Origin of the sequence: Caenimonas soli (assembly GCF_013155545.1) — a bacterium.
In the GTDB taxonomy this organism is placed as follows: domain Bacteria; phylum Pseudomonadota; class Gammaproteobacteria; order Burkholderiales; family Burkholderiaceae_C; genus Ramlibacter; species Ramlibacter soli.
In genome coordinates, this window is record NZ_JABJVV010000006.1 from 133,302 (window position 1) to 152,030 (window position 18,729).

22 protein-coding genes are annotated in these 18,729 nt (G+C 65.8%); 9 read left to right on the top strand and 13 right to left on the bottom strand.

What is annotated here, in order from left to right:
- Positions 1 to 13 precede the first annotated feature (13 nt).
- From prmC to hemA, 3 genes are all read right to left on the bottom strand, one after another.
- A complete protein-coding gene (prmC, locus tag HNE04_RS10965; protein WP_328700308.1) occupies positions 14 to 850 on the bottom strand; it encodes a peptide chain release factor N(5)-glutamine methyltransferase in 837 nt (278 codons plus the stop codon).
- The gene (prfA, locus tag HNE04_RS28035) at positions 847 to 1,941 is read right to left on the bottom strand and encodes a peptide chain release factor 1 (RefSeq protein ID WP_235964929.1); all 1,095 of its coding nucleotides are present in this window, start codon (positions 1,939 to 1,941) and stop codon (positions 847 to 849) included. Before prfA ends, prmC begins: the two co-directional genes overlap by 4 nt.
- A 129-nt stretch (positions 1,942 to 2,070) precedes the next feature.
- Entirely contained in the window at positions 2,071 to 3,330 is a 1,260-nt protein-coding gene (gene hemA, locus HNE04_RS10970) for a glutamyl-tRNA reductase (RefSeq protein WP_172218753.1), read from the bottom strand.
- 34 nt (positions 3,331 to 3,364) lie between these two features.
- Between hemA and HNE04_RS10975 the strand changes: the two genes are divergently transcribed.
- Genes HNE04_RS10975 through queF form a run of 5 tightly spaced genes read left to right on the top strand, consistent with a single transcriptional unit; the run spans position 3,365 to position 7,062 of the window.
- Positions 3,365 to 3,667, top strand: a complete 303-nt coding sequence (locus HNE04_RS10975; RefSeq protein WP_328700309.1) for a hypothetical protein — start codon at positions 3,365 to 3,367, stop codon at positions 3,665 to 3,667.
- Between the two features lie 8 nt (positions 3,668 to 3,675).
- Complete coding sequence (gene yaaA, locus HNE04_RS10980) at positions 3,676 to 4,452, top strand: peroxide stress protein YaaA (protein ID WP_172218755.1); 777 nt, start codon at positions 3,676 to 3,678, stop codon at positions 4,450 to 4,452.
- Positions 4,449 to 5,309, top strand: a complete 861-nt coding sequence (locus tag HNE04_RS10985) for a 2OG-Fe(II) oxygenase (protein ID WP_172218757.1) — start codon at positions 4,449 to 4,451, stop codon at positions 5,307 to 5,309. The genes yaaA and HNE04_RS10985 overlap by 4 nt, the downstream gene beginning before the upstream one ends.
- 8 nt (positions 5,310 to 5,317) lie before the next feature.
- Entirely contained in the window at positions 5,318 to 6,211 is an 894-nt protein-coding gene (locus HNE04_RS10990; RefSeq protein WP_172219119.1) for an alpha/beta hydrolase, read from the top strand.
- Positions 6,211 to 7,062, top strand: a complete 852-nt coding sequence (gene queF, locus HNE04_RS10995; protein WP_172218759.1) for an NADPH-dependent 7-cyano-7-deazaguanine reductase QueF — start codon at positions 6,211 to 6,213, stop codon at positions 7,060 to 7,062. The genes HNE04_RS10990 and queF overlap by 1 nt, the downstream gene beginning before the upstream one ends.
- A 2-nt stretch (positions 7,063 to 7,064) precedes the next feature.
- Here the strand turns inward: queF and HNE04_RS11000 are convergent, their stop codons facing one another.
- A complete protein-coding gene (locus HNE04_RS11000; RefSeq protein ID WP_172218761.1) occupies positions 7,065 to 7,898 on the bottom strand; it encodes an enoyl-CoA hydratase-related protein in 834 nt (277 codons plus the stop codon).
- 88 nt (positions 7,899 to 7,986) lie between these two features.
- Complete coding sequence (locus HNE04_RS11005) at positions 7,987 to 8,247, bottom strand: hypothetical protein (RefSeq protein ID WP_172218762.1); 261 nt, start codon at positions 8,245 to 8,247, stop codon at positions 7,987 to 7,989.
- 245 nt (positions 8,248 to 8,492) lie between these two features.
- On the opposite strand from HNE04_RS11005, the gene HNE04_RS11010 reads away from it, so the two are divergent.
- Entirely contained in the window at positions 8,493 to 8,798 is a 306-nt protein-coding gene (locus HNE04_RS11010; RefSeq protein ID WP_172218763.1) for a hypothetical protein, read from the top strand.
- Positions 8,799 to 8,824: 26 nt separating this feature from the next.
- Here HNE04_RS11010 and HNE04_RS11015 read toward each other — a convergent pair whose 3' ends face one another.
- From HNE04_RS11015 to HNE04_RS11025, 3 genes are all read right to left on the bottom strand, one after another.
- Positions 8,825 to 9,295 (bottom strand): tetratricopeptide repeat protein, encoded by a 471-nt coding sequence (locus HNE04_RS11015; RefSeq protein WP_172218764.1) that lies wholly within the window; start codon positions 9,293 to 9,295, stop codon positions 8,825 to 8,827.
- 87 nt (positions 9,296 to 9,382) lie between these two features.
- Positions 9,383 to 10,117 (bottom strand): anti-sigma factor, encoded by a 735-nt coding sequence (locus tag HNE04_RS11020; protein ID WP_172218765.1) that lies wholly within the window; start codon positions 10,115 to 10,117, stop codon positions 9,383 to 9,385.
- Positions 10,114 to 10,710: an RNA polymerase sigma factor gene (locus HNE04_RS11025; RefSeq protein WP_172218766.1), complete on the bottom strand. Its 597-nt coding sequence runs from the start codon at positions 10,708 to 10,710 to the stop codon at positions 10,114 to 10,116. Before HNE04_RS11025 ends, HNE04_RS11020 begins: the two co-directional genes overlap by 4 nt.
- 115 nt (positions 10,711 to 10,825) lie before the next feature.
- Here HNE04_RS11025 and HNE04_RS11030 point away from each other — a divergent pair, with 115 nt between their 5' ends.
- On the top strand, positions 10,826 to 11,080 hold the full coding sequence (locus HNE04_RS11030) for a hypothetical protein (protein ID WP_172218767.1): 255 nt from the start codon (positions 10,826 to 10,828) through the stop codon (positions 11,078 to 11,080).
- Positions 11,081 to 11,087: 7 nt separating this feature from the next.
- On the opposite strand, the gene HNE04_RS11035 is transcribed toward HNE04_RS11030, so the two are convergent.
- Positions 11,088 to 12,401: an Ig-like domain-containing protein gene (locus HNE04_RS11035; RefSeq protein ID WP_172218768.1), complete on the bottom strand. Its 1,314-nt coding sequence runs from the start codon at positions 12,399 to 12,401 to the stop codon at positions 11,088 to 11,090.
- A 120-nt stretch (positions 12,402 to 12,521) separates the two neighbouring features.
- Between HNE04_RS11035 and HNE04_RS11040 the strand changes: the two genes are divergently transcribed.
- On the top strand, positions 12,522 to 13,031 hold the full coding sequence (locus HNE04_RS11040) for a DUF1569 domain-containing protein (RefSeq protein ID WP_172218769.1): 510 nt from the start codon (positions 12,522 to 12,524) through the stop codon (positions 13,029 to 13,031).
- A 9-nt stretch (positions 13,032 to 13,040) separates the two neighbouring features.
- On the opposite strand, the gene HNE04_RS11045 is transcribed toward HNE04_RS11040, so the two are convergent.
- On the bottom strand, positions 13,041 to 14,249 hold the full coding sequence (locus HNE04_RS11045; RefSeq protein WP_172218770.1) for a Y-family DNA polymerase: 1,209 nt from the start codon (positions 14,247 to 14,249) through the stop codon (positions 13,041 to 13,043).
- A gap of 72 nt (positions 14,250 to 14,321) precedes the next feature.
- Here HNE04_RS11045 and HNE04_RS11050 point away from each other — a divergent pair, with 72 nt between their 5' ends.
- On the top strand, positions 14,322 to 15,218 hold the full coding sequence (locus HNE04_RS11050) for a c-type cytochrome (RefSeq protein WP_172218772.1): 897 nt from the start codon (positions 14,322 to 14,324) through the stop codon (positions 15,216 to 15,218).
- 10 nt (positions 15,219 to 15,228) lie between these two features.
- On the opposite strand, the gene HNE04_RS11055 is transcribed toward HNE04_RS11050, so the two are convergent.
- From HNE04_RS11055 to HNE04_RS11065, 3 genes are all read right to left on the bottom strand, one after another.
- Positions 15,229 to 16,377, bottom strand: a complete 1,149-nt coding sequence (locus HNE04_RS11055) for an alpha-hydroxy acid oxidase (RefSeq protein WP_172218774.1) — start codon at positions 16,375 to 16,377, stop codon at positions 15,229 to 15,231.
- Positions 16,378 to 16,471: 94 nt separating this feature from the next.
- Positions 16,472 to 17,236: a slipin family protein gene (locus HNE04_RS11060; RefSeq protein WP_172218776.1), complete on the bottom strand. Its 765-nt coding sequence runs from the start codon at positions 17,234 to 17,236 to the stop codon at positions 16,472 to 16,474.
- A complete protein-coding gene (locus HNE04_RS11065; RefSeq protein ID WP_172218778.1) occupies positions 17,233 to 18,672 on the bottom strand; it encodes an NfeD family protein in 1,440 nt (479 codons plus the stop codon). Before HNE04_RS11065 ends, HNE04_RS11060 begins: the two co-directional genes overlap by 4 nt.
- Between the last annotated feature and the right edge of the window lie 57 nt (positions 18,673 to 18,729).

The following is an 18,729-nucleotide window of genomic DNA, read 5'->3' on the forward strand; positions in this document are numbered from 1 at the left end:
ACATTGGGCTCAATTATCCCAGTTCAAGCCATTTGCCGCCGGAGCAGCGTTCTATGCCCGCCAAGTCGCGTCGGCTGGCTACACCCTGGAAGCCGGCAGCGGCCAGCAGCTCGCGCACGGCCGGGGCCTGGTCGTGGCCGTGCTCCAGGAGCAGCCAGCCGCCGGAGCGCAGGTAGGCGGGAGCCTGGGTAACGATGGTGTGGATATCCGCCAGGCCGTCGGGGCCAGCAGCCAGCGCGCTCAAGGGTTCATGGGCCAGTGCGGCCAGGTGCGGGTCATTGGCCGCCACATAGGGCGGGTTGCTGACGATGAGGTCGTAGCGGCCCTCGACGCCTGCCAGCCACGAAGCCCGGCGAAATTCGACCCCCAGCGACAGCCGACGCGCGTTTTCGCGGGCAACCTCCAGGGCCTCGGGGCTTGCATCGGTGGCGTGCACCGTGGCGCGTGGCAGCGCCTTCTTGATCGCGAGGGCGATGGCGCCGCTGCCGGTCCCGAGGTCGATCACCCGGGGAGCAAGGCTGTCATTGCGGACCGCGGAAAGTTCCAGCGCCCACTCCACCAGCGTTTCCGTGTCCGGACGGGGCACGAGGACGCGCCGGTCGACGAGCAGGTCCAGGCCGAAAAACTCCTTGCAGCCCACGATATAGGCCAGCGGTTCGCCGCTGGCGCGCCGCTGGCACAGCTGCAGGAACTGCGCTTGCTGGAGCTCGGGCAATTCGTCCGTGTCATGCGCCAGCAGCCAGGCTCTATCCGCTTGCGCGCGGCCAAACGCCTGCAGCAGAAGCAATTGCGCGTCGATGCGCTCCAGCCCCAGGGCCGTTGCCGCCGCCAGTGCCTGGGTCACCGTCACCGGCCCGCTCCCTGGCTGAACTCGAGTTCTTCCAGCTGCTCGGCCTTGCGGGCCAGCAGCAGCGCCTCGATGACCTCGTCCAAGTCGCCTTCCATGGCAAATTGCAGCTTGTACAGGGTGAGGTTGATGCGGTGGTCGGTGAGCCGCCCTTGCGGGAAGTTGTAGGTGCGGATGCGGTCGCTGCGATCGCCGCTGCCGATCAGGCCCTTGCGGGTGGCGGCCTCTTTCGCCGCTCGCTCGCTGCGTTCCTTTTCCTTGATGCGCGCCGCCAGCACCTGCATGGCCTTGGCCTTGTTGCGGTGCTGGGAACGGTCGTCCTGGCATTCGGCCACGATGCCCGTCGGAATGTGGGTGATGCGGACGGCCGAGTCCGTCTTGTTCACGTGCTGGCCGCCCGCCCCGCTGGCGCGGTAGGTGTCGATGCGCAGGTCGGCGGGATTGATCTGCACCGCCTGCGCCTCGTCGGGCTCGGGCAGGGCGGCGACCGTGCAGGCGCTGGTATGGATGCGCCCCTGCGTTTCGGTTGCCGGCACGCGTTGCACCCGGTGGCCGCCCGACTCGAACTTGAGCTTGCCATAGACGCCGTCGCCCACGGCGCGGATCACCACTTCCTTGTAGCCCCCCACTTCGCCCGGACTCTCGCTGACGATCTCGGTTCGCCAGCCCTGGCGCTCGGCGTAGCGCACATACATGCGCAGCAGGTCGCCGGCGAACAGGGCCGACTCGTCCCCGCCGGTGCCGGCGCGGATTTCGAGAAAGGCGTTGCGCACGTCGTCGGGATCCTTGGGCAGCAGCATCCGCTGCAACTCGTCTTCCAGCGCGGGCATTTCGGCCTCGATCGCGGCGATCTCGTCGCGCGCCATGTCTGCCATCTCGGGGTCTTCCAGCATCTCGCGGGCCTGGGCCAGGCCGCTCTCGAGCTGCCTGAACCTTTCGAAAAGGCCGGCTACTTCGCTCACCTCCGCGTGCTCGCGGGTGAGGGCGCGGTAGCGCTCCATGTCCTGCGCCACGTCGGGTTGCTGCAGAAAGAAGTCGAGTTCCTGCAGGCGGACCGGGTAGCGTTCTAGTTGCTGTCGGAGAAAGGGTTTCATGGAAGTTCGCTGGAAAATAACGCTGCGGGTCTGCGCCCCTTCGCGTCATTTTTCAGCGGTTAATCAGCCAAAAAGCTTGGGGCGGCCCGGCGCTTTTTGGAAGAAGCGGGGCAAGAGCGGCGGGCGCCGCTAACGCTCTTTGCGCAGGAAGAAATGCTGGATGGCGGAGCTGGCGCGCTCGCGCGCGGACGCGTCGCCGCCATGCAGCTCGGCCATGGCGCCGTGCAGCATCTTCTGGGTGAGCCCCTTGGACAGGGCCTCCAGCACCGCATCGATGTTCTCGCCCTTGGCGAGCATCTTGCGGGCCCGCGCCAGTTCCAGCGTGCGCCATTCGTCGGCCTGCGCATTGAGCTGCTGGATCAGGGGCACGCTGCCGCGCTGGTCGATCCAGTGCAGGAAGCTCTGCACGCCGGCGTCGATGATGGCCTCGGCTTGCGCCACGGCCGCCTGGCGGTTGGCATGGCCGGTCTGGACGACGCTGGCGAGGTCGTCCACGGTATAGAGGTACACGTCCTCGAGCGCCTTCACCTCGGGTTCGATGTCGCGCGGCACGGCCAGATCGACCATGAACATGGGACGGTGCTTGCGGGCCTTGAGTGCGCGCTCCACCGCGCCCAGCCCGATGATGGGCAGGGTGCTGGCGGTGCAGCTGATCACCGCGTCGAATTCGTGCAGGCGGGCCGGCAGGTCGGCGAGTTTCATCACCTCGCCGCCGAAACGCGTGGCCAGCCGTTCTCCGCGCTCCAGCGTGCGGTTGGCGATGGCGATGCCCTTGGGGTTGCGCGCGGCGAAGTGGGTCGCCGCGAGCTCGATCATGTCACCCGCGCCGACGAACAGAATACGGGTCTTGCCCAGGTCTTCGAACAATTGGCTGGCGAGGCGAACCGCGGCCGCGGCCATGCTGATGGAATGGGCGCCGATCTCGGTGGAGCTGCGCACTTCTTTGGCAACGGCGAAAGATCTCTGGAATAGCTGGTTGAGCGTGGTGCCCAGCGCACCGGCCTGGTTGGCGACGCGGACCGCATCCTTCATCTGGCCCAGGATCTGGGGCTCGCCCAGCACCATCGAGTCCAGCCCGCTGGCGACGCGGAAGGCATGGCGAGCAGCCAGGCCGTCGTGCAGGGTGTAGGCATGCGATCGCAACAGCGTGGGCGACACGCCGCCCGATCGCGCGAGCCACTCCAGCGTGCGTTCCGCGTCGCTGTGCTCGCCCGCGCAATAGATTTCCGTGCGGTTGCAGGTGGATAGGATCGTGGCCTCGTGGCGGCGTGACAATGACTCGCGCAAGGACCGCAGGGTAGGCTCGACCTGGTCGATGGCATAGGCGAAACGGCCGCGCAAATCCAGCGGCGCGGTCGTGTGATTGATGCCCAAAGCCCAGACTGCCATGCCGGGATTATAAAATTTACGCAATATCAAGCACTTGCGCTTGCTCAAATACCCCAAGATGGGCCCGCTGGACACAATCATTCACCTGCTGAGCTTCGCTGCCCCCGCCTTGGCGGTGGCCGTTCTGGTCGCGCTCGCCGCCCGCATCATCCTGCCCCACCGGCCCGAGGGCCTTGCTTGGTGGTCGCATATCGCTATCAATTTCGTAGCGGGCGTGGCGGTGCTGGTGGCTGGCCTGTGGTATTTCGGCGTGGACGGCAAGATGGCGACCTATGCCGCGCTGGTGGTCGCCATTGCGGGCTGCCAATGGTTGAGCGGCCGTGCCTGGAAAGCATAATCGCCGGCATGTTGTTCCTGCTTTCCCCCGCCAAGTCGCTTGATTACGACACTTCCGCGGGCGATTTGCCGCACACCCAGCCGTTATTTGCCAAGCAATCGGCCCAGCTGATCGGTGTATTGAAGAAAAAGTCGCCGGCGCAGGTGGCCCAGCTGATGGACCTGAGCGACGCGCTGGCCGGGCTCAATGCCGCGCGCTACCAAGCCTGGTCGCCGCGTTTCACCGCCAAGAACTCCAAGCAGGCCGTGCTGGCCTTCAACGGCGACGTGTATGACGGGCTGGCTGCCAAAACGCTCAAGCCGGCGGACCTGGACTGGGCGCAGGAGCACATCTGCATCCTGAGCGGCCTGTACGGTGTGCTCCGGCCGCTGGACCGGATGCAGCCTTACCGGCTGGAAATGGGCACGCAGCTGGCGGTCGGCGCAACCAAAAATCTCTACCAATACTGGGGTACGCAAATCGCGGACTACCTGAATCAGCGGCTGGTCGCCCAGAAGACGCCGGTGGTGGTGAACCTGGCATCGCAGGAATACTCGAAGGCGGTGGACCGGAGCGTTCTCAAGGCCCGGGTGATCGACTGCGTATTCGAGGAGTGGAAGGGCGGGGTCTACAAGATCATCAGCTTTCCGGCCAAGAAGGCGAGAGGTTTGATGGCGCGTTACGCGACCACCCACCGCATCGACACTCCCCGTAAACTGGAAGCCTTCAGCGTCGATGGCTATGCATTCGACGCGGGCGCGTCGCTTCCCGACCGGATGGTGTTCAGGCGTAGGATCGAAAAATGAGCACGACACAGACACAGCAGATCACGCCGCAGCTGCGGCAGTGGATTGTCGAGCAGGCGCAGGCGGGCCATGGGGCCGAAGCCGTCCTCAAGTCCATGCTCGCGTCCGGCTGGGCGGAGGATGTGGCGATAGAGGCAATGGAATCCACGCTCAAAGTCCACCTGGAGCAAAAGGCACAGGAGCAAGGGCTGCCGGCCGCCGTGCCGGTGCCGGACCCCGGCCTGGAGGAAGCGCCGCTCTACCTGGATGCCGGTGACCGCAGGGTCTGCGTGCTGCAGGCGATGTACCACCCGCGCGTGGTCGTGTTCGGGGGGCTGTTGTCCGACGAGGAATGCGAGGGCCTGATTGAACTGGCCAAGCCGCGCCTGGCTCGCTCGCTCACCGTCGCCACCAAGACCGGCGGGGAAGAGGTCAACGCAGATCGCACCAGCAACGGCATGTTCTTCCAGCGCGCCGAGAACGATCTGGTGAAGCGCATCGAGGCACGCATCGCGCGGCTGCTCAACTGGCCCGAGGAAAATGGCGAAGGGCTGCAGGTGCTGCATTACCGCCCCGGGACCGAATACAAGCCCCACTACGACTACTTCGATCCCAACGAGCCGGGCACGCCCACCATCCTCAAGCGCGGGGGCCAGCGTGTGGGCACTTTGATCATGTACCTGGGCGAACCCGAAAAAGGCGGCGCCACGAGCTTCCCAGATGTGCACCTGGAGGTCGCGCCCAAGCGCGGCAACGCCGTGTTTTTCAGCTATGACCGCGCGCACCCCTCCACCAAGACCCTGCACGGCGGCACACCGGTGATCGCGGGCGAGAAGTGGATCGCCACCAAGTGGCTGCGTGAACGGCGGTTCGAGTGACCAGTGGCGTGAAGGTCAAGGCCAACGGCATCAGCATCGAAGTCGAGGACACCGGCGCCGACGGCTCGCAGGCCGGCCGTCCGGCGGTGCTGCTGATCATGGGGCTGGGCATGCAACTCATCGCCTGGCCGCCGGCGTTCGTCAAAGGCCTGGTTGACCAGGGTTTTCGCGTGGTGCGCTTCGACAACCGCGACATCGGCCTGTCCGAGCACCTGGACCATCTGGGTGTGCCCAACCTGGTCTGGGAAAGCCTCAAGCAGCGGATGGGGATGCGGGTGAAGGCGCCGTACACCGTGCATGAGATGGCGGCAGATGCGTTGGGCGTGCTGGATGCCCTGGGCATAGCGCGGGCTCACGTGGTTGGCGTCAGCATGGGCGGCATGATCGCCCAGCGGGCGGCGCTGGCAGCGCCCGAACGGGTGCTGAGCCTGACCAGCATCATGAGCTCCAGCGGCGCGCGCTATCTTCCCGGCCCCAAGTCGCATGTGCTTAGGGCATTGCTGAGCCGGCCCAGCGGGCAGGACGAGCAGGCGATAGTCAACCACTACATCAAGCTGTTCAAGGTCATAGGCAGCCCGGCCTTCCCGCTGGACGAGGAGGCGCTGCGCGAGCGCATCCTGATCTCCACGCGGCGCAGCTTCCATCCCGCCGGCACTGTGCGGCAGATGACGGCTATCGCGGCTGATTCCGGGCGGGCCGACGAGCTGGCCCGGGTCAAACCGCGGACCCTCGTCGTGCACGGCAAGGACGATCCGCTCGTGCCGTTCGCCTGCGGGCAGGACACAGCGCGGCGCATCCCAGGCGCGCAGTTGGTGTGCATCGACGGTATGGGACACGACCTGCCGCCGGGTGTGATCGAGCGTCTGCTCCCGCCCCTGGTGCCGCATCTGATGGCAAGCTGATGGCGACGAACACACCCGAACAATCCCTGCTCGGCAAGCCCGCGCCGTATGTGGACCACTACGACGCGTCACTGCTGTTTCCGATCTCGCGCCTGCCCAAGCGGGCCGAACTCGGCTTGCACGGAGCCGTGCCGTTTTTCGGCGCCGATCTGTGGAGCGCCTTCGAGCTGAGCTGGCTGACGCCACGCGGCAAGCCGCAGGTGGCAATTGCGCACATCACGGTGCCGTGCGAAACGCCGAATATCGTGGAGAGCAAATCGTTCAAGCTCTACCTCAACAGTTTCACCAATACTGCTTTCGCGTCGGCGGATGAGGTGCGAGATCGCATTCGCGCCGACGTGAGCGAGGCTGCCTGGCGTGGCGCTTCCAGCCAGTCGTCGGTGGGCGTGCGCATCCTGATGCCCGACCAGTTTGACCGCGAGCCGGTACAGGAACTCGACGGCCTGAGCCTGGACCGGCTCGACATCGAATGCACGCAGTACACGCCCGCTCCGGAATTGCTGACAGCGGCGTTCGACGAGAAGCCGGTGGAGGAAGTGCTGACCAGCAACCTGCTGAAAAGCAACTGCCTGGTGACCGGCCAGCCGGACTGGGGCAGCGTGCAGATCCGCTACAGCGGCCCTCAGATCGAGCAGGGCGGGCTGCTGCGCTACCTCGTGAGTTTTCGCAACCACAACGAATTCCACGAGCAGTGCGTCGAGCGCATCTTCATGGACATCTGGAAGCGCTGCAAACCGGTCAAGCTGGCCGTGTATGCGCGGTACACGCGGCGCGGCGGGCTGGACATCAACCCGTTCCGCACCAGCCATCCCATGTCGCCGCCGCCGAACGTCAGGACGGCGCGGCAGTAGCCTCAGGTCAGTTCGCGGAACGATCCAATTTTGGGCAGGTCGGGAAACGTTGCCGTGCGTTTTTTCTTCATGGCGGCGACGGATTCGCGCACATGCGCATTGCTCCAGATTGCGCCCTGGATCCATCCCATCTGCTTGAGCGAATCGTCCACCGAATGATCGCGCGTGTAGTGGATTACCTGCTTGGTCCCCCAGATCGCCACCGGCGGCTTGGCGGCGATCTCGGCGGCGCATTGCAGGGCCGCGGCGACCATGGCTTCTTGCGTATCGAAGACTTCGTTCACGAGGCCATAGCCCAGCGCTTTTTGCGCCGGCAGCCTGCGGCCGGTGTAAGCGAGTTCCTTGACCACCCCCAGCGGCACCAGCTTGGGAAGGCGCTGCAGCGTGCCGACGTCGGCAACCATGCCGATGTTGATCTCCTGGATGCTGAAGAAGGCATCCGCCGTGGCGTAGCGTATGCAGCAGGCCGTGACCATGTCCACCGCGCCGCCGATGCAGCCACCTTGAATGGCCGCAATGACCGGGATGCGCAGCGTCTCCAGCTTGGTGAAGGTGGACTGCATGTCCGTCAGCAGATCGAACATCGCGGAGCGGCCTTCCGGCGTTGCGTCGTCCATGGTGATGGCGCCGCCGAATGCCTCCAGCGCCATGCCGGCGCTGAAGTGTTTGCCGGTCGATGAGATCACCAGCGCCCGGGCCTGTCCTTCACGGTGCAGGGTGGTGAGCACCTCGTCCAGCTCGCGCCAGAACGTCGGATGCATGGTGTTGAGCGCGTCCGGGCGACTGAGAACCAGGCGCGCGACGTGGTCTTGCTGGGTCAGGGTGAAGCATTGCATGGCGGGCCTTGGGCTGGAATGTTGCCGCCAATGTAGCGCGCGCCCATTCCTCCGCATGGCAAATGCGGGACAACACGCGAAAGGCGTATCAGGAGCGCAGCCAGTCGCAGCGCAGCTTCTGCTTGCGATGGGCCTTGAGTCGCCAGCCCACGTACATGCTGGGCGCCGCGACGGCGAGGGCGCACAGAGGCAAGGTCCAGAACTGCTCGAACGCATAAGCGGGCAGGAACCCGACCCAGCCCATCACCCACAGCGTGAGTATCGCGTCCCACAAGTGGTACTCGACCGGGTGGTCGGCGCGATGGGCCACGTGCCACTTCTTGATGCGTTGCAGTTCGTTGAGCGTCATGACGATCTCCGTGCTGGAATCCGGGCTGTAAGTTCGACGTAAGGATTACTGTAAGTTAGGTGTAAGTTGTCGTCAAGAGCCTCAAAAGTGATAGCAGCTTGCCGAGACGTGGCGGGGCATGGCAGCCATTTGTCAGATTCCATTCAGTTTCGGTGCTCGTAAATACCGATCTCCCGCGTCAGCCGCTCGTCAGTGACGTCGACCAAAGTAAAAGCACCAAGGACGTTCGCTGAAGGAGACATGAAATGAGCCGTACCGCTGTGTCTGCCATTCCTGCGAATTCCACCTCCTGCTGCTTCCGCCTGACGGCAAAGGGCCGTGCCTGTGTGGACCTGGTCGAAACCAAGGAACAAACCATAGGCTCACTGTCGCGCTACCTGCACGACGTGTTGATGATGTGCGGCTCGGGCCTGTGGTTCGAGCAGTTGCGGCAGGTCATGCCGCCTCGATCGTTGGATGAGTCCTTGCGGGCGCTGATGGCGCTGGGCCTGATCGAGCAGCTGGCCCCCACGGATGAAGCCTCTGTTTTTGGCCAGCTGGCGTACGCCTGAGGCGCGCGCAGCCGGCCCCGACCGCCTTACTTCCCCGCGACCTGCGCGTCGGCGATGGCCTTGCCCAATTGGACGGTCTCGTCGCACGCCGCGCACACGGCCTTCAGTCGCGCCAGTTGCGCCTCGGCCTCCGCCTTCTTGCCTGACTTGAGGTACGCGATGCCGGAGTAGTGCAGGGCCCCCTTGTGGTTGGGATCCAGCGCCAGGGCCTTGCCGTAGGCGGCAAACGCCTCGTCGTAGCGGTTCTGCCAGCGCAGCGAGTACCCCAGCAGGTTGTGGGCGTCGGCGTTGCGCGGGTCCTTGGCCACCGCATTGGCGAAGCTATCCGAGGCAGCCTTCCAGTTCTTGGCTTCGATCGCCTTCTTGCCGGCGGCGAAGTCGTCGATGCGAACGTTCTGCACGGGTGTGGTCTCGGTGTCGGCGGCATAGGCGCCGCAGGCCAGGACCAGGCCCAGCACGGGGAGGCCCAACAGGCGGTGGATGGCGGAAGAAGTCATGCAATGCTCCTGGGTTGGTTGAAGGAACGCGCCGCAAGGTAGTAGCGGCACATCCCACAAACGAAGACGCGAACGATTTGGATGCAGCTACCAGAGCTTGGCGCAGTTCCCGCTGAAAACCACCACGGGCCCGGGTGCTGCCGGGCGTTCGCTGGACTCCAGCGTCACGATCAGCTTGCGGACCTTGGAGAGCAGTTTCTCCGAGGTGTCGGGCAACATCGAAACGGCCGATCCGCTCGTGGGGACCGGACCCAGCATGAAGGGCGGCGCGTCGGTGGGAACGGCCCAAAGCACCAGCCTGCCCGCGGCAGGCGGGGCGATGGGCCCTATGACCTTCACGGTCATCGTGCGGCCATGGCGCAGCGAGCTGACCAGGAGTTTGCCGTCGCCTTGGGCGTCGGTCAGCAGGCCCACGTAACTCTGGGGCAGCTTCTCGCCCGAGCGCATGGCGGCCTGGTCGGCGGAAAGGAAAATTGCGGGAGCCAGCGTCATCAGGGCCAGGGCCGCGACCAGGCCCGCAGCCAGGCCCCCCAGGCCAACACCTGCCGGCTTGAGCCACCCCGGCCAGGCACTACGCGAGCGCGCCTGCGCCACCGGCCGGGTGCGAGCTTCGATGGCGCGCCACACTCGGGCCGATGGCCGGATGGCGGGAACCGATTGAGCCAGCTGGCCCAGTCGCGCCTCCCACTGCGAAACGGCCAGGTTCACGTCGGCGCGGTCGCGCCTGAGACGTTCGAAGCGGTTGCGCGCGCCGCGCGTGAGCGTGCCCAACACATAGGCCGACGCCAAATGCTCGACGAGCCGGGGATCACCGTATTTCACAGCGCCAAGCCTTGGGCCTGCAGGCAGGCCTTGAGTTTTTCCAGGCCCCGGCGAATCCAGGCTTTCACGGAGCCGAGCGGTGCACCCATCTGCGCGGCCACTTCGCTGTGCGACAGGCCCTGGTAATAGGCCAATGCCAGGCTCTGGCGATAGCTGCCGTCCAGGCCACCGAGGCACCCCTCGATCTGCAAGGCCCGGCTGGCCTGCGAAAGCAATTCGAGCGCGCTCGAGCCTCCGCCTTGCGGCGGCGTATCGCCGTCCTCCCGCGAAGCGGCGTCCGGCAGGTCCGTTTCCTTGCGGCGCGCGCGCAAGCGCAAGGCATCCAGCGCCTTGTTGCGCACTATCGCGATCAGCCAGGTCATAGGCTGCACTTCATGTCCCCCCACGTTCGGGCGGTACTGGGAAGCGCTTTTCCAGACACTGACAAACGCGTCCTGCAATACATCTTCGGCCGCTTGCTCACGCCCCAACATACGAAGCGCAACGCCGAACAGATGCGCATGCGTGCGTTCGTACACCGCGGCAAATGCGGCGTGGTCGCCGCGCGCGGTCTGGGCAAGCAGCTCCTGCAGAGTCGGGCTGTCCGGTTTCATGCGGCGCAGTATAGAACTCTGCCGTAATGCGTCAGTGATTTGTCAGTGTGTTCTCCGATAGTCGCCTTGGAGACATTCTTTTCGATTCGCCGGCAACAGGAGCAGCATGGTCTACATGATCACCCGCAAAGGCAGGGCCGTGTTGCGCAGCGCCACCATGTGGGGGCTGTCGCGCCACCTGCGCGATCTTCTTGCCTTGTGCGACCCTCAGTTGCACGTCGATCAGGCGCGCCAGTTCCTGCCGCCCGAGTCTCTGCAGATCGCCTTGTTCTCGCTGCAACAGCTCGAACTGATAGAAGGCCCGCCGGCGCCCCCGCCGCGGTCCCCGAGCTGGGCCACCGACGCCGGTGAGCGCCGGCTCGACCCCTAACCCTTGCTTAGCCCTGGCGCTGGTACAGCACCAGCCGGGTTTCGCTGGTTACGTCAGCTTTGCTCGCCACCAGCGACACTTCGTAGCGTGTGCCCGGTACCGGGAAGGGCGACGTGAAGCTGAACTCGAAGTGGCCGTTGGGGTCGGCCTGGATCGTCTGCGAGAACACCTGCTGCGCCACGCCGAACTGGCCGACGACCGGCGGCACCGCATGCACCTTGACGTTGACCGATGCGAGCGGCGCGGTGCGGCCGCGCACATGCGTCACGCCGCCGTCAACCTGGGCGTTGTTCGAATGGCTCAGGATTTGCAGAGGCACCGTGGCCGGGCCCGCGGCAACATCGAAGCTCCAGCTCCTGCGAACGGCGTTGCCGGCGCGGTCCTTGGCCGTGACGTCGACCGTGTGGCGGCCTGGCGGCAGCGCGGCGCGGAAGGTGAAGGACTGCGGCGTAACCTGCGCCTCCGGCGTGACGTTGCGCCCGGAGAGCAGGATGCGCACGCTGGCCGGATCCACCCCCGACCCACCGCGATCCTCGAAGTTGCCGGACACGACCGTGGGCCCGGCGGCGTTCACCGTATCTCCCTCGCGCGGCGACAGGTTGCCGATAACAGGCGGGCGATTGTCGCCGGCCGGTGGTGGCGGTGCGAGGTTCGCGGTCACCACGCGGTCACCCGCGCGCAAGCTTGCCACCACCGGAGCAGAGAGGTTCAGGTTGTCGGCGCGCCTGATGGTGTAGCTGCCCTCGTAGTGGCCGGGGCTCACCTCACGCATCCGCACGTTGTTGTCAATGCCCGGCAGATCAACGACGGCGACTGCCCCGGGCATGCCGTCAATCATGAATCTGAGCTCGGTGCCCGGCTCGACGCGTTCCAGCCCTGTGGCCTGGAACCGCTCGATGCGCAGCTGGGCGGGCGGCGGCGGAGCAACTGCAACACTGGTCAGGCCCGGGGGTACGGTGTAGCTGGCCATGCCGGTACGGTTGCCATGCCGCAGGCTGGCCCGGATCGGTGCGCCTTCCTCGATGCGGTCGCTGCGCGTCACCGTGTAGCGTCCCACATAGACGCCGCGTTCCACTTCGCGCAAAGGGATGCTGGCCTGGATGCCCCGGATGCGAACACTGGCTTGCGCGCGCGGCGTGCCTTCCATCTTGAACCGCAGGCGCGATCCCGGATTCACGCCGTTGTCGCTGGTGACCTCGAGTGAACGCACTTCCGGCGTCGCGGGTTGTGCCAGCGCCGTCACCGGAAGCGCTGTAAACGTCGCGGCGATTGGAGCGAGAAGGAAGAGGGCGGTCACGTGGTTGCGTAGCTGTGTTTTCATGTCGGTACCCCTGAAAATAAGAACTCAATCAAAACCGTAGAGACCCGCCGGCTCTGCTCATGTAGGCAAAGACGGGATGCAGAGGTAGGACGGGTCGTGCACCTTGTTACGATGCCGCCCATGAAACGCCGCGAGTTCCTGATCGTTCCCTTGGCATTTGCCGGAGGTGTCGCCATGGCTGACCTGCCCAAAGTGCAATCGCTCGATGACTCGCTGCGCTGGCTCGACCGCCTGGAAAAAGCGGGCGACGTCAGGGCCATTGGTGCCTGGCCCATGGCCGCCGTGCTGGAACATCTTTCGCAGAGCATCGAGATGAGCATGGACGGCTACCCGCAACATAGGAGCGCGTTGTTCCAGGGCACCGTGGGCAGCGCCGCCTTCGCCTATTTCAAGTGGCGGGGCCGCATGTACCACGACTTATCTGAACCGATCCCCGGTGCGCCGGCCCTTGCCGCCGGCGCCGACTGGAAGCCCGCGGCGCTGCGGCTGCGTCAGGCCATCTCCCGTTTCAATGCCTACAACGGCGCGCTCCAGCCGCACTTCGCCTACGGACCGCTCAGCAAAGCCGAATTCGCGCTGGCGCATCACCTGCACATCGCCAATCACCAAGACGAGATCCTGGTGGCGTGACCCGCGGCTTCAGAACAGGTCCAGCGTACCGGGCTGGGGCGCGGGTTCCGCAATGCGGTGCGCCTGGCGCGGCGCGTCGGCTTTTGCCAGCTTGCCCACTCGCACACCCAGCAGCCGCAGGCGCCGCCCCAGGTCGACCCGCTTGAGGCATTGGCCCGCGACCTGCCGGATGGTCTTGCCATCGGCGGTGAATTCCTCGATGGTCTGGTCGCGCGTGGCAATCTGGAAGTCGTCGTAGCGCAGCTTGATGCCGATCGTCTTGCCCACGTAGCCCTTGCGCTGCAGGTCACCGGCCAGCTTCACGCACAGGTCGGTGAAGATGGCGCCCAACTCCGCCTTGTCGCGTACGGCGTGCAGGTCGCGATCGAAAGTGGTTTCGCGGCTCATCGACACCGGCTCGCTCTCGGTCACCACGGGACGGTCGTCACGGCCCCAGGCCGCGTCGTGCATCCAGGCGCCATAGGATTTGCCGAAGTTGTCGATCAGCCACTCGCGCTCTTGCGCCGCGATGTCGCCGATCGTGTGCAGATGCAGCCTGGCGAGCTTCATCTCCGCTTTGGGGCCTATGCCGTTGATCTTGCGCACGGGCAGCGGCCAGATCTTCGTTTGCACATCTTCCTGCCACACCACCGAGATGCCATTGGGCTTGTTGAATTCGCTGGCCATCTTGGCGATGAGCTTGTTGGGCGCGACACCGATGGAGCAGGTGAGTCCGGTCCTGTCGAAGATGGCGCGCTGGATCAAGCGCGCCAACGCGCGGCCGCCTTCGCGCTGGCCGCCGGGGACGTCCGTGAAATCGATGTACACCTCGTCCACGCCGCGGTCTTCGACCACGGGTGCGATCTCGGTGATGGTGTTCTTGAACAGGCGCGAGTACTTGCGCACCTCCTCGAAATCCACCGGCAGCACGATGGCATGCGGGCATAGTTTGGCCGCCTTCATCATGCCCATGGCCGACCCTACGCCGAACTGGCGCGCGGGATAGGTGGCGGTGGTGATCACGCCGCGGCCCGCATAGTCCTTGAGCAGAGGAAAGGCCGACGCCGGGATTTCGCTCAACGGAAGATCCGCGTGGCGCTGCCGCACGATCTCGTCGACCCTGCGCCGTCCCCCGCCGATGACCACCGGCAAGCCCTTGAGCTGCGGGTAGCGCAGCAGCTCTACGGACGCGAAAAACGCGTCCATGTCGAGGTGGGCGATGCGGCGCTGGACAGTCATGGCGATATTTTGCGGCCTTGACCAAAACCGGCGCTTTGTGTGAAATCCGGAGGCACCTCCAGGAGCATAAGAATGAAGAAATGGATCAAGTGGACCGTCGGCGTCGTCGGCGGGATCGTGGTACTGGCCGCCGGCGCGGCCGTGCTGGGCTATCAGCTGGCCGAACGCAAGATGACGCGTACGGTCGAGGTGCCGGTCAAGCCAGTGGCCTATGCCACCGAGCAGCGGGCATTGGAACGGGGCAAGTACCTGTTCGAGTCGCGCGGCTGCGTGGATTGCCACGGCGCCAACGGCGGCGGGCGCGAGTTCGTCAACGACGGCAAGGGCCTGCGCATCGCCGGTCCCGACATCTCGCCCGGCGGCGCGACCGCCCGCTATCAACCCGAGGACTGGGTCCGCGCCATCCGCCATGGCGTGCGGCCCGGCGGCCGGCCGCTGATGGTGATGCCCAGCGAGGACTACAACCGTTTTACCGACCAGGACCTGGCCGCGCTGGTCTCCTATGTGCGCAGCCTGCCCCCGCAGCGCGGCAGCGCCGCGGTGGTCGAGTTCCCGCCGCCGGTGCGCATCCTTTACGGCTTCGGGGCCATCCAGGACGCGGCGGCCAAGATCGATCACTCGCTACCGCCGGCGCAACCGGTCCCGGAGGCCGTCAATGCGCAGCACGGCGCCTACGTGGCCAACATGTGCATCGGCTGCCATGGCGAGCACCTGTCCGGCGGCAAGATCCCGGGCGGCCCGCCCGACTGGCCGCCGGCGGCCAACATCACGCCCGGCGACAACAGCGCGATGAAGCGATATCCGGACGCCGGACAGTTCGTTGCGATGCTGCGTTCCGGCAAGCGCCCGGATGGAACCCCGATCAAGGTGATGCCGTTCGAGTCGCTCTCGAAGATGAGCGACGTGGACACGCAGGCGCTTTACGAGTACCTGAAGACCGTGCCGCCCAGGAAAGAGGGTGGACGGTAGCCGGCGGCTTTCAGTGCGCGCCCGGCAGCAGGATGCTCTTGTCCACCGTGTTGATGTCGGTGCGGCCGCAGAAGGCCATCGACAGGTCCAGTTCGTTGTGGATGATCTTCAGCGCGTATTCCACGCCTTCCTCGCCCATCGCGCCCAAGCCGTAGAGCATGGCCCGGCCGATGTAGGTGCCCTTGGCGCCCAGGGCGACAGCCTTGAGCACATGCTGGCCCGAGCGGATGCCGCCGTCCATGTGCACTTCGATCCGGCGTCCCACCGCTTCGACGATCTCCGGCAGCGCGGAGATGGAGGAAGGTGCGCCATCGAGTTGCCTGCCGCCGTGGTTGGAGACGATCAACGCGTCGGCACCGCTGTCCACGGCCAGCCGCGCATCCTCGATGTCCTGGATGCCCTTGAGGATGAGCTTGCCGCCCCAGCGCTTCTTGATCCAGGCCACGTCGTCCCACGATAGCGCCGGGTCGAACTGCTTGGCGGTCCACTCGGACAGCGAGCCCATGTTGTCCACACCCTTGACGTGGCCCACGATGTTGCCGAACTGGCGGCGCTGGGTGCCCAGCATGCCCAGGCACCAGCGCGGCTTGCTCATCATGTTGAGGATGTTGGGGACGGTGAGCCTGGGCGGCGCGGACAGGCCGTTCTTCAGATCCTTGTGGCGCTGGCCCAGGATCTGCAGGTCCAGCGTCAGTACCAGGGCGGAGCAGTTCGCCGCCTTGGCACGATCGATCAGGTTTTCGATGAAGGGCCGGTCCTTCATCACGTACAGCTGGAACCAGAAGGGGTGGTTGCCCGTTTCCTTGGCCACGTCCTCGATCGAGCAGATGCTCATCGTGGAAAGGGTGAAGGGGATGCCGAACTTCTTCGCCGCCCGCGCCGCCAGGATTTCGCCATCGGCGTGCTGCATGCCGGTCAGGCCGGTGGGGGCGATTGCCACCGGCATCGCGACGTCCTGGCCGATCATCTTGGTGCGGGTGCTGCGGTTTTCCATGTTCACCGCCACCCGCTGGCGCAGCAGGATGCGATCGAAATCCGCCTCGTTGGCGCGATACGTGCTCTCCGTCCACGACCCCGAGTCGGCATAGTCGTAGAACATGCGCGGCACGCGTTTTTGCGCCAGCACGCGCAGGTCTTCGATGTTGGTGATCACGGGCACGGCTTGCCTCCTTCTCGTGCCCGAATGCTAGCGGTTCACGCACCGCCTGGTTTGAAGAATTTTGGGCTGGGCCCCAAATTTGCTCACGCGGCCTTCACTCGCGCCCTCCGGCGCGGTCCTTGCCCAGCAGCGCCCCCAGCAGGTTCAAGGGCAGCGGAAAGACGATGGTCGACCCGCGATCGCCGGCCACCTGTGTCATGGTCTGGAGATACCGCAGCTGCATCGCTTCCGGTTGCTGGGCGAGCATCTGGGCCGCTTCCAGCAGCGCCGCGGCGGCCTGTTTCTCGCCCTCGGCGTGGATCACCTTGGCGCGGCGTTCGCGTTCGGCCTCGGCCTGGCGGGCAATCGCCCGAACCATCGATTCGTTCAGGTCGATGTGCTTGATCTCCACGTTCGTGACCTTGATGCCCCAGCCGTCGGTCTGGGCGTCGAGGATGCGTTGCACGTCGATGTTCAGGCGTTCCCGCTCCGCCAGCATCTCGTCCAGTTCATGCTTGCCCAGCACCACGCGCAAGGTGGTCTGCGCCAACTGGCTGGTCGCCATCAGGTAGTTCTCCACCTGGATGATGGCTTTCTGTGGATCGATGACACGGAAGAACACCACGGCGTTGACCTTCACCGACACGTTGTCGCGGGAGATGACGTCCTGCGGAGGCACGTCCATGGTCACTATGCGCAAGTCGACCCGCACCATCTTCTGGATGCCCGGGATCAGGATCACCAGCCCCGGCCCCTTGACCCGCCAGAATCTGCCCAGCTGGAACACCACGGCGCGTTCGTATTCACGCAGGATCCTGATCGACATGGCGAACAGGATCAGCAGCAGCAGCAGGAGTGGGGCAAATGTGAAGGCGGTCATGGTGTGGGCCTTTCAATGGCTTCGGATTCGTTGTCGGCCTGCACTTCGAGTGTGAGCCCGCGCAGGCCGAGCACGCGGATGCGCTGGCCCGGCACCAGGGGCCGGCTGCTGGCCACCTTCCAGCGCTCGCCCAGGACCTCGGCCCAGGCTTCGCCATCGCCCACCTGCAGTACCTCGCCCGACTGGCCGATCAGGGTTTCCCGGCCGCTGACGATGGGCCTGCGGCGCGCTTTGATTGCCATGCCGCCGCCGAGCAGGACGATCGCCGCCGACGCGGCAGCGAGACCCAGGACCAAAGCCAGTGGTACACCGAATCCGGGCGTCTCGGTGTCGAACAGCAATAGACTCCCGGCGATCAGCGCCGCGACCCCGCCGGCACCCAGCACGCCGAAGGTCGGTGTGAACAACTCGGCTATCAGCAGCCCCATGCCGAGAAGGATCAGCGCCAGGGCTGCGTAGTTCACCGGCAGCAGCTGCAACGCAAACAGCGCCAGCAGCAGGCAGATCGTGCCGACCACCCCCGGGACGCCATGGCCGGGCGAGGCGAATTCGAAGAACAGGCCATAGACGCCGATCATCATCAGGATCAGCGCGACACTCGGATGGGTGATCGCCCCGAGCGCCCGTTGCCGCCAATCGGGCAGCCGGACCTCGAAGGCTGCGCCGCGGGTGGCGAGCGCGCGGTCGGTGGCCTGCACGCGCACCTTGCGGCCGTCGATCTGCGCCAGGAGGTCGGGCAGGTCCTTCGCGACCACGTCGATCACCTTGGCCTTCAGCGCCTCGTCGGCCGTCAGGCTGACCGCCTCGCGAACCGCCCGCTCGGCCCACTCGGCGTTGCGGCCGCGCAGCTGCGCCAGGCCGCGGATGAAGGCAGCTGCATCGTGGACCTGCTTGGCGGTCATCGCATCTTGGGGGCCCTCGGCTGGGGCGCTGGACGCTGGGGCCGGCTTGGCGCCCCCCTTGGGCGTCTCGTCTTCCTTGGCGGGCGGCTTGCGCTCGATGCCGGGGAAACCGATCGCCACCGGCGTGGCAGCGCCCAAGGTCGTGGCGGGAGCCATCGCCGCGATATGCGCGGCGTACAGGATGTAGGTGCCGGCACTGGCGGCTCGCGCGCCCTCGGGGCTGACGTACACGGCCACCGGGATGGGTGACGCAAGGATGGCCTGGATGACCTGCCGCATCGAAGTGTCCAGCCCGCCGGGCGTGTCCAGGTTGATCACCACCAGCGGCGCGCCGGCTTCACCCGCCTTGTGTATGCCACGCTCCAGGTAGTCGGCGCTGGCGGGACCGATCGGGCCTTGCAGTTTGAGCACCGCGACGGGCGCAGCGGCAGCCGCCGCGGTCAGCGTTGCCAGTGCCAGTGCCGCGGCAAGCGTGCGCGCCAGCCATAGGCCGGCATGACGCCACCAATGGATTGCAGTGCTTGCAAAGCCCATGCACGGACTATGCGCCTGTCCCTTGCGCCTTCCAATGGCCGTGCGCTATCCCATGCC